Origin of the sequence: Brachybacterium sp. JB7 (assembly GCF_003335205.1) — a bacterium.
Lineage (GTDB): Bacteria > Actinomycetota > Actinomycetes > Actinomycetales > Dermabacteraceae > Brachybacterium > Brachybacterium alimentarium.
In genome coordinates this window covers 233811-248104 of sequence record NZ_QPGN01000003.1, presented here as the reverse complement: position 1 = coordinate 248104, position 14294 = coordinate 233811, and the positions used below count along the sequence as shown (strand labels likewise).

Sequence of the window (14294 nt, the reverse complement as noted above, 5' to 3'; positions counted from 1 at the left end):
CGCTGGTCAGCACCGCGGCTCACGCCCCCTCGAGCACCTCGCGAGCGATGGGTCCGGCGGTCGTGGAGCCGTAGCTGCCGTCCTCCACGAAGGCGGCGATCACGAGGTCCCCCTGAGCGACGATCACCCACGAATGGAGCTTCAGCTCGCCGTCCTCGTTCGTCCATTCGGCCGTACCGGTCTTGCCGATCACCGGGTCCCCGGGCAGGTCGGCGAAGTCACGGAGGCTGCCGTCGGTCACCACGCCTCGCAGCAGCTCCTGCATCTGGGCGGTCTCGTCCTCGGTGAGCGGGGAGTCGACCTCGGGGGCAGCTGAGTCCGAATCCGCCAGGATCTTCGGCTGCACGGTCGCACCGTTCTGCACACTCGCCAGCACCACCGCCATGGCGAGCGGGGAGGCGAGCACGCGCCCCTGCCCCATCATCGCTGCGGCATGCTCGACGCCCTCATCCTCCGGGTCCACGGAGCCCATGAACGCCTCGAGGCCGGTGGGCGCGTCCTGACCGATCCCCAGAGTGGTCGCGGCATCGGCGAGCTGCTGCTGGTCGACGGTGTCGTACTCCAGCAGCATCGCGGTGTTGCAGGAGTGCGCGATCGCGTCGCGCAACGGCATCGACCCGAACAGATCCGGGGACATCGAATCAGCGTTCTTGAAGCTGCGGCCCTCGACGGTCGCCGTCTCCGGGCACTGGAGAGTGGTGTCCGGGGTGACCCCCGCGCGCAGCAGGGCCAGTGCGGTGACGGCCTTGAAGGTCGAGCCCGGGGCGTACTGGCCGACCAGGCCCACCGGATAGGACTGGCCCGTCGGCCCGAGGGCGGAGGCGAGCACCTCTCCGGTCGAGGGTCGCAGGGCGACCACCGCGGACGCCGAGTCCTCGTCGGCGATCGCCGACGTGGCCAGACGCTGCAGGTGATCGTCCAGGGTGGTGCGCACCTCGGTGCCGTCGACCGCGGCGACCTCGTGCAGCGAGCGCTCGGTGCCGGCGTCGGGGTCCACGGCGATCACCTTCGCACCGGCGGTGCCGACGAGGGCTTCGCGCTCGGCGGCGACGATCCCGCCGCTGGCCACGAGGTCCCCGGACTCGATCTCCCCGTCGGACTCCTCGACATCCTCGGCGCTGGCCTCCCGCAGGGCGCCGAGCACGCCGGGGGCGTAGTCGCGCTCGGTCGCGAGCGGCTGAGTCTTCTCCACCGCCCGGAAGCCGGCGACGTCCGCGGCATCATCGAGCGGGTAGTCGCCCTCGTCGGAGACCCGGATGGTGAGCGCGGGGACGAAGGCGTCGGGCCCGTAGTCGGCGACGGACTGCGCGAAGCGGTCCTCGTCGATGTCGAGCAGTCCGGCGAGCTCACGGGCGGAGGCCTCCGGGTCCGCGTCCTCGAGCTGGGTCTTGTCCAGGCCCAGCACCTTCACCTCGCCGGGCCCGTAGAGCTCCTTGCCGTCGCGATCGGTGACGGTGCCGAGCGTCGGGTCGACGGTCTTCAGATCGAGGTTCTCGCGGTCGCCGAGATCCGGCGCGAACACCTCGGGAGTGAGGTCCGCGGACCAGCCGTCCTCGCCTCGATGCAGGGTGGCCTCGGTGGTGTATTCCCAGGTACCGGCGTCATCGGGAAGGGTCCAGGTCCAGTCCAGGGTCGCAGTGCGCAGGCCGTCGTCGGCCGTGCCGGCATCGGCGAGCTCGACCTCGGGCGCGGCGCCGGTCGCCTCGATCAGCGGGCCCAGGATCCGGTCGTGCTCGGCGGTGTCGGTCTCAGAGGAGAAGTCGCCCTCGGGCAGCGCGTCGGCGAGCGCCTGCGCCTCCTCCTCGCCGTTGTCGGCGCGCTGTCGCCAGAGCAGACCGCCCACCACCAGGGCGGCGATCACCACCAGTGCGACGACGAGGATCACGGGGCCGCGGCGACGCGACCGGGATGCGGAGGAGTCCATGCGCACATGATCCCACCCCGATGCTCCCGACCCTAGACTCGGTCCATGCCCCGCGTGCTGCACACTGCCCAGGCTCTCGTCGACATCGTCCTCGAGATCGACGAGCTGCCCCCGCGCGGCGGCAATGCGAATGCGCAGAGCGAGCAGTGGTACGCCGGCGGCGCCGTGACCACGCTGGTCGCGGCCGCGCGCACGGGTGCCGAGTCCGTGCACGGCGGAGCGCACGGGACGGGCATCCATGGCGATCGGATCCGTGAGGCGCTCGCGGCCGACGGGGTGCGGCTGTCGGACCGGCCCCGCCAGGAGGCCGACACCGGCTACTGCACGGTCCTGCTCGAGCCGTCGGCTGAACGCACCTTCCTCACCGTCTACGGGGCCGAGCGCGATGTCACCGCCGCCTCCTTCGCCACGCTCGCTCCGCAGCCCGGTGATCTGCTGTGCCTCTCGGGCTACAGCCTGTTCGAGCCGACGCGCGAGCCGTTGCTGGAGTTCCTGGAGAGCGTGCCCGAGGGAGTCGAGGTGGTGCTCGATCCGGGCGCCCCGTTCGCGACCTTCCCGCGCGAGGTGCAGGAACGGGTGCTCGCTCGCACCACGGTGTGGACCTCCAACGCCGACGAGGCCCGCGCTCTGACCGGGCTCGAGGCCCTGGAGGACACGCCCGAGGCGCTGCGCCGACGGATCGGGGCCCATGCCGTCGTCATCGTGCGCGACGGGGAGCGCGGCTGCACCGTCTTCCACCACGGTCGCGGCACCGAGATCCCCGCCTTCCCCGTCACCGCGGTGGACACCAACGGGGCCGGGGACACCCACACCGGCGTGCTGCTGGCGGAGCGGGCCCTCGGTGCGGACTGGGAATCCGCCGCGACCCGGGCGAACGCCGCCGCCTCGATCGCCGTGACCCGCAAGGGCCCGCAGAGCAGCCCGACCCGCGCCGAGGTCGACGCGTTCCTGGCCTGACCGGCCCTCGCCCTTGCTCCCTCGCCCTGCTTCCTCGTCGCCGTGGAGGACGAGGGGAGGAGATGACCATGGAGTCCTCAGGACGCGGCCCTACGATAGACGCGAGCGACGAGAGGACTGGGCGCTATGGAGCAGGCAGCCGGGACGAGCGGACCCACCACCTTCCACGACTTCTGGGCCACGACCATCGACGGCGAGCGCCGCGAGATGAGCGAGTACCGGGGCCGACTGGTGCTCGTCGTCAACACCGCCACCCAGTGCGCCTTCACCCCGCAGCTCAAAGGGCTGCAGTCGCTCCAGGACGAGTTCTCCGAGCACGGCTTCACGGTGCTCGGCTTCCCTTCGGACCAGTTCCATCAGGATCCCGGAAGCGATGAGGACACGAAGGACGCGTGCACCTCGACCTACGACGTCACCTTCCCGCTGTTCTCCAAGATCGATGTGAACGGCCCCGGGGCGCATCCGCTGTGGCGGTGGATGCGCGAGCAGAAGGCCGGGGTGATGGGCGGACGCATCGCCTGGAACTTCACGAAATTCCTCGTGGACGGTGACGGCAACGTGCAGCGTCGCTACGCACCTCCGGTGCCGCCCGTGCGGATCGCCTCGAGGATCCGGACCGAGCTGGGCCTGCGCGACGCGCACTGAGAGGGCCCCCGACCCTGTAGCGTGGGACACAACTTCTGCCCACTCGAAAGGGGTACCCCATGGAAGGCGTCGTCATCTTCCTGGTCGTCGCGGTCGTCGTGATCGTCGTCCTGATCATCCTGGCAGCACTGCTGTTCGGCGGTCTGCGCACGTCCATCATGTTCACCGTCCACTCCCGCGAAGCGGTGATCGTCGAACGCTTCGGCAAGTTCAAGCGCGTCGCGCACGCCGGCCTGAACTTCAAGGCACCGTTCGTCGACAACACGACCCGCCCGATCTCGTTGCGCGTGCAGCAGCTCGAGGTGAACATCGAGTCCAAGACCAAGGACAACGTGTTCGTCAACGTGCCGGTCGCGGTGCAGTACGTGATCAAGGAGGAGCAGGTCGTCGACGCGTACTACAAGCTCTCCAACGCCGAGGCGCAGATCCGCTCCTACGTGTTCGACACCGTGCGCTCGGCCCTGTCGAGCCTCGAGCTGGACGCGGCCTTCGAGTCGAAGGACGACATCGCCCACAGCGTCGAGCAGACCCTGTCGGCCCGCATGCACGAGTTCGGCTTCAACATCATCAACACCCTGGTCCAGGACATCTCCCCGGACCAGCGCGTGCGCGATTCGATGAACTCCATCAACGCCGCCCAGCGCGACCGCGTCGCCGCGCAGTCCCTCGCCGAGGCGGACAAGATCAAGCGCGTCACCCAGGCCGAGGCGGAAGCCGAGTCCAAGCGTCTGCAGGGTGAGGGCGTCGCCGCTCAGCGCAAGGCGATCGCCCTGGGCATCGCCGAGCAGTACGAGATGCTCCGCAAGGTCGGCATCGAGAACTCCGCCGAGCAGCTGCTGCTGATGACGCAGTACTTCGACACCATGCAGGACGTGGCCCGCAACGGCCGCTCCAACGTGCTCTACCTGCCCTCGAACCCCGGCGCCGTGGGCGGCATGGGCGACGAGATCCGCACCGCCATGCTGCAGTCGCAGGCCGCGGCCGAGGCGAGCCAGAACGCGGACGTCGCCGACGCCGACCAGCGCCAGCGGATCTCCGCCCAGCAGCTGCGCGATCAGGAGAAGGAGCGCGCCGATCGCGCGCGCTCCGACGCCGAGCAGCGGGCGCGCACGGCGCAGCACAAGGCGGGCGAGCAGGCTTCCGGCCAGACTCCGCCGTGGGCGCATCCCGGCTCCGCGAACCAGGGCTGATCCTCGCGGGATGAGTCGGCCGAACATCATCCTGGCGTGCGTCGACGAGATGCGGGCCGATGCGATGGGCGCCGCCGGCAACGAGCACATCGACACCCAGAACCTCGATGATCTCGCCGGCGGCGGCTACCGCTTCACACGCGCCTACTCGGCGACGCCCACCTGTGTCCCGGCACGGGTCGCGATGTTCACCGGGCAGTCGCCCGATCGTCACGGGCGCTACGGGTACCGGGAGGGCATCTCCTTCCCGGACGCGCACCCGGTGACCTTGCAGTCCACTCTGCGGGGCGCCGGGTACCAGGCGTTCGGGATCGGCAAGATGCACGTGTTCCCCGACCGTGCGCGCTGCGGCTTCGACGAGGTGCTGCTGCACGACGGGTTCCTGCACACCTCCCGGCGACTGACGCAGGGGCCGTCGGCCCAGATCGACGACTACGTCGACTTCCTGCGCCGCGAGACCGGGGACCCCCGGGCCGACTACCAGGAGACCGGGATCGGCTGCAATGCGATGACCGCCCGGCCATGGGAGCGCGAGGAACGCCTGCATCCCACCCGCTGGGTGGCCGACGAGTCGTTCCGCTTCCTCGAGCGGCGCGACCCCACCCGCCCCTTCTTCCTGTACATGTCCTTCCACCGGCCCCATGCACCCTTCGATCCGCCGGCCTGGCTGTGGGACAAGTACCGCGGCCGGGAGTTCCCGCCACGGCCGATGGGCGACTGGGTGGAGAGGTTCGACGAGCACCGCCGCGACTTCTCCTCCGAGGCGGAGTTCGGGGCGCAGAAGGAGAGCACCCATCAGCAGGTGCGCGCCGGCTATTACGGCTCGATCGAGTTCGTCGACCTGCAGCTGAACCGTCTGCGCGAGAAGCTCTCGGATCATGGCCTGCTCGAGGACACGGTCGTCGTGTTCGTCTCGGACCACGGCGACATGATGGGCGATCACGACATGTACCGGAAGTCGGTGGGCTACGAGGGCTCAGCCCGGATCCCCCTCGTGATGCACGTGCCGCCCCGCTGGCGCGAGGGCTGGGGCGCGCCCGGCGAGGTCTCGGCGATCGCCGAGCTGCGCGATCTCATGCCCACCCTGCTCGGCCTCGCCGGGGTCGAGGTGCCCGGCAGCGTGGACGGCCTGGATCTGCGGCCGACGACGGCGGGCGGCACCGGGCGGGAGCACCTGCACGGGGAGCATCTGATCGGCTCGTTGGGGCGGCACTCGATGCAGTGGATCCGCTCCCAGCGGTTCAAATACCTCTGGTTCTCCGGGGACGGGCACGAGCAGCTCTTCGACCTCGAGACGGATCCGCACGAGCTGCACGACCTCGCCGACGACCCCGGAGCTGCCGACGAGCTGGCCCGGCATCGGGAGATCCTGGTCCAGGAGCTGGAAGGACGCGAGGAGGGGTTCGTGCACGACGGACACCTCGTCGCGGGACGGACGCCGCAGTCCGAGGCCTCCTGGGTGCGGGAGCACGCGCGGCTCTGACCTCCTGAACCCGCCGGAGCCCGCCGGAGCCCGTCGAAGGTCGAGGGTCCCGTGGCGGAAAGATCGACTGCAGGCGGAGCACATGCCTGCCGGAGAGCGATGTGTCCTGCCTGCGCGGCTGGTGGAGTAGGGACATGAACGACTCCGCGCCGACAACGCCGTCCGACCCTGTGCCGCCCGCTGCCGCTGCAGCTGCCGATGCCGATGCCGATGCCGATGCCGCCCATGCTGCGGGTCCCGCCGATCCTTATGCTGCCGAGAAGAAGCTCGGACGCCTCGCCGCGGTCACCCTGGGATGGTGGGCCCACGGCGGGGTGCGCCTGCTGCTCGCCGTCGTGCTGCTCTACTACGGGGTCGCGAAGCTCGTGTTCGGCCAGTTCGGCCTCGCGGACACGGGCGACGCCCTCATCGCGCACGGCGAGATGAGCCCGATGGGGCTGCTGTGGCGGATGGCCGCGTTCTCCCCGCTGTTCCAGTTCCTCTCCGGCCTCGCGGAGTTCGGCGCCGGCCTGGCTCTGCTGTGGCGGCGCACGGTCCCCCTCGGGGCGGTGATCGGTGCCGCGTCCATGTCGCTCGTGCTGGTGCTGAACCTGGGCTACGACGTGATGGTCAAGACCCCTTCGCTCGTGTACCTGATCATGTCGCTGATCGTGCTGATCCCCTGGATGTCGCGGCTGGCCAGGGCGTTCCTGGGCCACGGCGCGATCGGTCGTGGGCCCGTGCCCAGGTTGGTGCCGTGGCGTCCGCTGGAGCGGGTCACGAACATCCTCGGACCGATCGCGGCGCTGGCGCTGGTCGCGCTCGTGAGCTGGGGCGTCAGCTCGATGTACCCCGAGCGCAGCACCGATGAGTCCGTGCCTGCCGGGGTCTGGGCCGTGCAGGAGGACTCTGCGGAGCCGGCCGGCCAGCTCGCCGAGGACACCCGCTGGAGCGCGATCGCCTTCGGCTCGACGATCGAAGGCGGGACCTCCCAGGTGCAGCTGCGCCGAGCGGACGGCGAGCTGCTGGCCGGCACCTACCAGCGCACCGACGAGAGCACCGTCCAGCTCGAGCTGGGGCCGCTGCGCGAGGAGGGCCAGCCCGTCACCGACTATCTCGAGCAGGCGACGACGTCGCTGACGCTGAGCATCGACGAGCGGAGCGACGGGACGCTGCACGTGACCGGTGAGGGCCAGGACCTGGTGCTGACCCCGGACGACTCGGGCACGACGCTCTACGACCGTGGATTCAGCTGGGGTGTGCGCCCGGATGATCCCTTCAACCGCTGACGTGCCCCGATGATCCGGAGAGGAGCGCGCGGGACCCACGACCTCGTCGGATCTTCGGGATCGTCGACGCGGCCGACCCGCGCTGATCAGGGCCTCGTGCGTCGGCCCTCTCCCCTACTGTGGTCCCGTGCGGCGGAACGTGCCGCTGTCATCTCGTGAAGGAGCCCGGACGATGCAGATCGAGTTCGGCTGGTCGCTGGACGGCACCTCCTGGGCGGATGCCGGCTCCGGCGGGGCCAGCGGCCAGGTGCGCATGGGCCCGCGAGGGCTGGTCGGGCTGCTGCAGACCCGCCTGGCGCTGACCCGTCCGTCGGTCGACCCCGCGGTGCGGATCGCGCAGTACGCGAGCGCGATCTCCGCGGCCCGGCACGAGTGGGTGCACGACTCCTTCGACGTCGATCCCTGGGCGACCGCCGCGACGATGCTGCACTGGCGCGATGCCGCCGTCGCAGCCGGGGCCCGCCTGCGCCCAGCGCCCGGTCTGCCCGCGCGGATCGACGCGCTGTGCGCGATCGAGGAGGTCGCCGAGCTCTCCCCCGGCGCGGCCGACGACCTCCGTGAACTGGTCGAGCTGCTCGAGAGCCTCTCCGCGGACCCGTGGCCGCTGGGGATCGACGAGATCCGCTGCCAGGAGAGCCCGGAGACCCTCCCGGGAATGTGGCCGCGGCTGCTCAGGCTGCTCGCCGGGGCGGGCGTCGACGTGGTGACCGCGCACGACGCGCAATCCGGCAGGCCCGAACTGGTGCTGGTCGAGGCGGACGACGAATGGGCTGCCGCCGAGACCGCCGCCCGGTTCCTCGCCGGGCGCGACGGCGAGCCCGCCCACGTCCTCGCCACCGAGGACACCGTGCTGCTGGATCAGGAGCTGCGCCGCCGAGGGCAGGCCGCGATCGGGGTGGCGGGCGCCTCCGCTAACCGCACCAGCCTGCAGATCCTGCCCCTGTACCTCTCGATCGCGATCGCTCCGGTGGACGTGCAGCAGCTCGGCGCCTTCCTGGATCTGCGCGTGCTCGATGCCCCGGAGACGGATCGCGAGCCCATCGGCCTGGTGCCCTCACGGGTGCGCCGACGGTTCCTGGATGCATTGGCCGCTGAGCCGGGCACCGGCGGTCCGGCCTGGGAGGCGGTGCTCACCGAGCTCGCCGCCGATCCCGAGGAGGCGGCGGCTCTCGAGATCGCCCGGGAGATCTCTGCCCTGGTCACCGACCCGATCAGTCCCGAGCAGCTCACCCCGGCACGGCTGCGCGCGGCGACCGCCTGGCTCGGCACGCGGCTGCGTGCCCTCGGCCAGGGTGACCCCGGACTGGTCCGGGCCGGGGCCCACCTGCAGACCTTCCTCGAGGTGCTCGACACCCTCGGCGAGGATCATGTGCTCCGTCCCCGCGAACTCTCCCAGATCGTGGAGTCCGCCGGAGGCCGCGCCGGCTCGCCGTTCGCCCGCCCCGAGGCGACGTCGGCCTGGACCTCGTGCACGCGCCCCGCCCAGCTGCGCGCGGACGGCGGGGACGTGCTGTGGTGGGGAGCGGATCGACAGGACGCGCAGACCGGCGTGACCTGGGATCCGCTCGAGATCACCGCGCTCGAGGGGCTCGGTGCCGTGCTGCTGGACCCCGCCGCTCTCACCGCGCTGGAGACCGACGCCGGGCTGAGCGCGCTGCTCGGTGCCGGGCGGCTGATCGTGGTCCGCACGCGCACGCGCACCGAGCAGGCCACGGCCCCGCATTCCCTGCTCGCCCACCTCGCCGCCGACCGGGCCGAGGCCGGGGAGGACGTCGCGAAGGTGCTCGCGCGGCATCTCGTGGACCCGCGCGAGGCGCTGGGCCCGGAGGGATGGTCGCTCGCCGGGTCGCGCCGGGAGGTGCGGGTTCCTCCGCCCGCGCCGCCGGTGGCGCGTCCGGACGACCTCACCAAGCAGGTCGATCCTGCACCCCACCTGGTGCCGCAGGCGCTGAGCTACTCCCAGGCGGAGAACCTGCTGGGCTGCCGGCAGAAGTGGACCTATCGCACCGGGCTCGGGATCCGGCCCGCGTCGGTCGCGAGCGTGCCCAGCGGCAACCAGATGATCGGCACCCTCGTGCACGCCGTCGTCGAGGAGCTGGTGAACGAGGGGACGGAGCGGGGCCGGACGGGTCCCCCGTCGGCCGCAGACATCGAGCGGACGCTCGACGCGCTGCTCCCCCAGCTCGCCTCGGAGCTGCTGCTGCCCGGCCGCGAGGTCGAGCTGACCACGATGCGCGAGACCTCCGTGCGCTCGCTCGAGGAGTTCTTCACCCGCCTGGCCGACGCGGGCCTGGTGATCACCTCGGTCGAGTCCCGCTTCGAGGAGCCGCTCACCCTGCACCTGCGCCGCGGCGACCTGGAGGTGCCGTTCCTGGGATTCCGCGACGTGCTCGCCGAGGATGCCTCCGGCCGCCCCACCGTCATCGACCTGAAGTGGACCGCCGCGGCGAAGAAATACCCCGAGCTGTTCGATGCCGGCGAGGCCCTGCAGCTGGCCTCCTACGCCTGGTCGCTGCACGACGACAGCGCCGACGTCGGCTACTTCCTGCTCAAGCAGGGCGAGTTCGTCTCCGCGAACCCGGCGCTGGATCCCCACGGCCGGCCCACGCTCGACATCGCGAAGGCCTGGTCGATGACCACCGAGGGCATCACCGAGGCGCTCGACGCGATCGGCGAGGGCACCGTCTCCGCGCAGTCCGGGCAGATCCTGCGGGATGCCGGGCAGGACCCGGGCACCCCGCGCCAGACCGCGAAGAAGACCTACGCCGCCGCCCAGGAGTCGGCGCGGGCCGAGGGCGGGATCGTGGTCGACGCCCGCTGCGACTTCTGCGACTTCTCCCTGCTGTGCGGCCTGAGAGGCGATGCATCATGAGCTTCACCCTGATCAACGCCTCTGCCGGCTCCGGCAAGACGTACACGCTGACGCGGCTGCTGGCCGAGCGCCTCGAGGAGGGACTGGACCCCTCGCAGGTCATCGCCACCACCTTCACCGTCAAAGCGGCCGACGAGCTCTCCCAGCGGGTGCGCTCCACGCTGCTGGACCGTCAGCAGGTCGAGGCCGCCCGCGGCATCGACAGCGCGCTGATCAGCACCGTGAACTCGGTCGCCGGGCGCCTGGTCACGGAATACGCACTGGATGCCGGGATCTCGCCCGACGTCCAGGTGCTCGACGACACCACGCAGAAGGCGACCTTCGCCGCGGCGATCGACCGCACCACCGCCGCCGCCGGAGTGCGCTGGGCGGCGATGCTGGCCCGCACCGAGCACGACGGCGACGAGAAGGACACCGGCTTCGCGTTCGCGCACCGGAAGCAGGCCTGGCGCGGTCGGGTCAAGGACGTCGCGGACACCGCTCGCACCAACCTGCTCAGCGCCGAGGACCTGCGCGCGGCGGCCCCCGCCTCCTGGGAGGAGTTCCGCGCCGCAGCGCACCTCCCCGAGCCCGGAGAGGACCTGCGCGGGCGCTGGCTGCACGAGCTGGGACAGCGGATCGGTGACTTCGCGCAGGACATCCAGGCCTCGGTCGATGAGTCCGGCGACCCCGTGAAGGGCGGGCCGATCGCTCCGCGGAGCGTGAACAAGGCGCGCACGGACCTCGAGGCGCTGCGTCGCTCGGAGCGGACCCTGCGCGATCGCGACCGGGCGCCGTGGTCCAGCTGGCTGCGGCTGGCCGGCGGGACGTTCGGCGCCCCGGCCAAGAAGGCCCTGGAGCCGCTGGCCGCGGAGATCGAGGAGGGCTTCGCGCAGAACCCCGCCTGGCAGCAGGACCTGCAGGACCTCATCGCGCTCGTGCTCGACGTCGCCGCGGAGTCCCTCGAGGCGTACGAGACCTACAAGCGCGAGCTGGGACTGATCGACTTCATCGACCAGGAGGTGCGGGCCCTGCGTCTGCTCCAGGAGTCCCCTCGCGTGCGCGCATCGATCGCCTCGCGCTTCCGCCTGCTCGCCGTCGACGAGTTCCAGGACACCTCCCCCATCCAGCTCGCCCTGTTCCTCGAACTCTCCCAGCTCATCGAGGACAAGATCTGGGTGGGCGACCCCAAACAGGCGATCTACGGCTTCCGCGACGCCGATCCGCGCCTGATGCGGGACATCATCGACGCGCTCGAGGGCGGCGGCACCGTGTTCGGCACCGGCGAGGTGCAGAACCTCTCCCACTCGTGGCGCTCGCAGAAGCTGCTGGTGGACTTCTCCAACGCCGTGTTCGCCCCGGTGTTCGCACCCGACGGGGAGGGCCTGGAGAGGATCACCCTCTCGATCCCCGCCCCGCGGGAGTCGGCGGCGGGCAGCGGCATGCTCGAGGTCTGGGAGGCGACGAAGAACGACCGACGCGCGGTCTCCGCGCAGAAGCATGCGGCGATGATCGCCGAGCAGATCCGGCAGCGGATCGACCAGGGCGCCTTCACCCCCGGATCCACCGCGGTGCTGGTGCGCAGCAACGCCCAGCGGGCCTCCGTCGTCGCCGCCCTGCAGGAGCGCGGCGTGCCGACCGCCGGTGCCGCGCATCCGCTGCTCGCCACCCGGGAGGCGCAGATGGTGCGGGCGGCGCTCGCGGTCACCCTCGACGGCTCCGACACCCTCGCGCTGACCGAGCTGGTGACGCTGCTCGATGACCACGGCGCCCACCAGGACTGGTTCGCCCAGCTCACCGCCGCGCCGGACCGCGACGCACGCCGCGCCGTCTTCGCCAGCTGGTGGGACGACGACGTGCTCAGCGGGCTGCGGGAGGTGCGTCGCGCCTGCATCGGCTTCACCCCGGTCGAGATGATCAGCGCCCTGATCGACGCCCTGGACCTGCCGCAGCGGATCAAGCGCTGGAGCGGCCAGGGAGCACGCCGCCGCACCCTCGACGCACTGCGGGCGCTCGCGCACGAGACCACCGAGAGGCGCCGCGCGGAGGGATCCCCCATCACCCTCACCGGGCTGCGGTCCGAGCTCGACGCCTGGGAGGAGGGGCCCGACCTCTCCGCCCTGCCCGATGCGGTCTGGGTGGGCACCGTCCACGGCGCCAAGGGCCTGGAATGGGACCACGTCATCACCTATCTCGGGGGCCCGCCGAAGGAGCGCGATCACTCCAGCGGGGTGCTCGTCGCCTCCCCCGGCGCACTCGACGTCACCGCTCCGCTGTCCGGCCGCAGCCTGCGCTTCTGGCCGAAGGTCGCAGCTCCGGGCGAGGTGGTCGCGGATCTCGCGACCTCGGCGTTCGCGACCCGTCGGCGCGATGCGGAGGCCGAGGAGTCCGGGCGCGTGCACTACGTGGCGCTCACGCGCGCGGCCCGCACCTCCGTGCTCGCCGTGCCGGGTGCGGCGACGGTGCTGGACAGCCTGATCCAGGACGTCGATGGAACGGGCGACGGGATGCAGGACGGAGTCCACCTGGTGAGCTGGTCCGACGACGAGATCGCGGTGCACGGCACGGCGGCTCCCCTGCCGGCGACGGTGACCGCGGTGAACGTCGACGAGCTGCTCGAGGAGGAGCCGCAGCGCCTGCCGCCGAGCGGCGACCCCCTCGCGGCGAGCGATGTGCCGCTGCGCCCGAGCGGGGAGACGTCCGCGCGGGTCACGGGCCGCTTCCAGGCCTCCGCCGTCGGCTCCGACGATGCGCTCGGCGAAGTGCTCGAGCCGCAGAGCATCGGTCCGGTGCTCGTCCATGGCGGCGGGCAGCGCTGGGAGCGGGTCGGCGAAGCCGTGCACGCCTATCTCGCCCTGCCGCTGGAGCATCTCTCGGCGCAGCAGCGCACGGCCGCCGCCGAGCGCCTCCTGCAGCGCTGGGTGGTGACCCGCACGGTCGGCGCCCAGGTGCTGCTGGACGCCGGTGAGGCGTGGGCGCGCTTCCTCGCCGCGGAGTTCCCCGGCGCCGAGCAGCTCACCGAGCAGCCGATCACCTGGTGGAACGAGGACTCCCAGGTCATGGAGGGGTGGATCGACACCCTGCTGCGCCTGCCCGACGGCTCGATCGTGCTGGTGGACCACAAGACCTATCCCGGGGACGATCCCGTGGGGCATGTGCGCCGGGAATACCTGGGGCAGATGGCCACCTATGCGCGGGCGCTGGCCGCCTCCGGCACGGCCCCGGACCGGATCCTGGTGCACCTGCCGCTGCGGGGCCAGGTCGTCGAGGTGAGGCTGCATGACGTCGTGCGCTGAGGTGATCGCTGCGCAGGAGGCCATCCAGCGCGCACTGGTCCTGGTCGATGAGGCACGACGTTCGGGCACGCGGCGGCTGCTCGGGATCGCCGGGGCCCCGGGGGCCGGGAAGTCGACCCTCACGGAGCAGCTCGCCGCGCAGCTGCCGGAGGGGTCGTGCGTCGTGGTGCCGATGGACGGCTTCCACCTGGCCGACGTCGCGCTCGCTCGGCTGGGCCGGGCGCAGCGCAAGGGCGCCCCGGACACCTTCGACGCCGCGGGCTATGCGGCGCTGCTGCAGCGGATCCGCACCGCGATGCCGCAGGATCCATCGGTGTGGGCGCCGATGTTCGAGCGCGAGCTCGAGCAGCCGCTGGCCGGCGCGATCGAGGTGCCCGCCCAGGTGCCGCTCGTGATCACCGAGGGCAACTACCTCCTCGCCGAGGACGGCGCCTTCGCGCAGGTCCCCGCTCTGCTCGATGCCCGTTGGTTCGTCGAGACACCCGATCCGCTGCGCCACGAGCGGCTGATCGCCCGCCACGAGCGCTTCGGGAAGACCCCGCAGCAGGCGCGGGACTGGGCGCTGGGACCCGACGAGGCCAATGCCCGCCTGGTCGCCGCGACCCGCTCCCGCGCCGATGCCGTGGTGGAGCTGGGCTGACCCGTCGAGCCGGGCGCAGCTCATCGAGCCGGGCTGAGCT

At 71.7% G+C, this 14294-nt stretch carries 9 protein-coding genes; 8 read left to right on the top strand and 1 reads right to left on the bottom strand.

The window, feature by feature from the left end; genetic code table 11:
• Nucleotides 1–19: 19 nt before the first annotated feature.
• Nucleotides 20–1924 carry a penicillin-binding transpeptidase domain-containing protein gene (locus CIK81_RS05620; RefSeq protein ID WP_114355492.1) on the bottom strand — a complete coding sequence of 635 codons (1905 nt, stop codon included), beginning with the start codon at nt 1922–1924 and terminating at the stop codon, nt 20–22.
• Nucleotides 1925–1969: 45 nt separating this feature from the next.
• Between CIK81_RS05620 and CIK81_RS05615 the strand changes: the two genes are divergently transcribed.
• From CIK81_RS05615 to CIK81_RS05580, 8 genes are all read left to right on the top strand, one after another.
• Nucleotides 1970–2881, top strand: coding sequence for a PfkB family carbohydrate kinase (locus CIK81_RS05615; RefSeq protein ID WP_096165812.1), 912 nt, complete (start codon nt 1970–1972; stop codon nt 2879–2881).
• 126 nt (nt 2882–3007) lie between these two features.
• Nucleotides 3008–3526 (top strand): glutathione peroxidase, encoded by a 519-nt coding sequence (locus CIK81_RS05610; protein ID WP_096165813.1) that lies wholly within the window; start codon nt 3008–3010, stop codon nt 3524–3526.
• 59 nt (nt 3527–3585) lie between these two features.
• Entirely contained in the window at nt 3586–4716 is a 1131-nt protein-coding gene (locus tag CIK81_RS05605) for an SPFH domain-containing protein (RefSeq protein ID WP_096165814.1), read from the top strand.
• Nucleotides 4717–4726: 10 nt separating this feature from the next.
• The gene (locus CIK81_RS05600; protein ID WP_096196528.1) at nt 4727–6199 is read left to right on the top strand and encodes an arylsulfatase; all 1473 of its coding nucleotides are present in this window, start codon (nt 4727–4729) and stop codon (nt 6197–6199) included.
• Nucleotides 6200–6333: 134 nt separating this feature from the next.
• Entirely contained in the window at nt 6334–7467 is a 1134-nt protein-coding gene (locus tag CIK81_RS05595) for a hypothetical protein (protein ID WP_199586294.1), read from the top strand.
• Nucleotides 7468–7639: 172 nt separating this feature from the next.
• Nucleotides 7640–10339, top strand: a complete 2700-nt coding sequence (locus CIK81_RS05590) for a PD-(D/E)XK nuclease family protein (RefSeq protein WP_114355491.1) — start codon at nt 7640–7642, stop codon at nt 10337–10339.
• Entirely contained in the window at nt 10336–13614 is a 3279-nt protein-coding gene (locus CIK81_RS05585; RefSeq protein WP_114355490.1) for an exodeoxyribonuclease V subunit beta, read from the top strand. The genes CIK81_RS05590 and CIK81_RS05585 overlap by 4 nt, the downstream gene beginning before the upstream one ends.
• Nucleotides 13598–14254: a nucleoside/nucleotide kinase family protein gene (locus CIK81_RS05580; RefSeq protein WP_096165819.1), complete on the top strand. Its 657-nt coding sequence runs from the start codon at nt 13598–13600 to the stop codon at nt 14252–14254. Before CIK81_RS05585 ends, CIK81_RS05580 begins: the two co-directional genes overlap by 17 nt.
• Nucleotides 14255–14294: the final 40 nt, after the last annotated feature.

Coding starts and splice junctions, on each gene's coding strand:
- CIK81_RS05615 (WP_096165812.1), top strand. CDS start 1,970: ATGCCCCGCGTGCTGCACACTGCCCAGGCTCTCGTCGACATCGTCCTC.
- CIK81_RS05600 (WP_096196528.1), top strand. CDS start 4,727: ATGAGTCGGCCGAACATCATCCTGGCGTGCGTCGACGAGATGCGGGCC.
- CIK81_RS05580 (WP_096165819.1), top strand. CDS start 13,598: ATGACGTCGTGCGCTGAGGTGATCGCTGCGCAGGAGGCCATCCAGCGC.
- CIK81_RS05605 (WP_096165814.1), top strand. CDS start 3,586: ATGGAAGGCGTCGTCATCTTCCTGGTCGTCGCGGTCGTCGTGATCGTC.
- CIK81_RS05590 (WP_114355491.1), top strand. CDS start 7,640: ATGCAGATCGAGTTCGGCTGGTCGCTGGACGGCACCTCCTGGGCGGAT.
- CIK81_RS05595 (WP_199586294.1), top strand. CDS start 6,334: ATGAACGACTCCGCGCCGACAACGCCGTCCGACCCTGTGCCGCCCGCT.
- CIK81_RS05610 (WP_096165813.1), top strand. CDS start 3,008: ATGGAGCAGGCAGCCGGGACGAGCGGACCCACCACCTTCCACGACTTC.
- CIK81_RS05585 (WP_114355490.1), top strand. CDS start 10,336: ATGAGCTTCACCCTGATCAACGCCTCTGCCGGCTCCGGCAAGACGTAC.
- CIK81_RS05620 (WP_114355492.1), bottom strand. CDS start 1,924: ATGGACTCCTCCGCATCCCGGTCGCGTCGCCGCGGCCCCGTGATCCTC.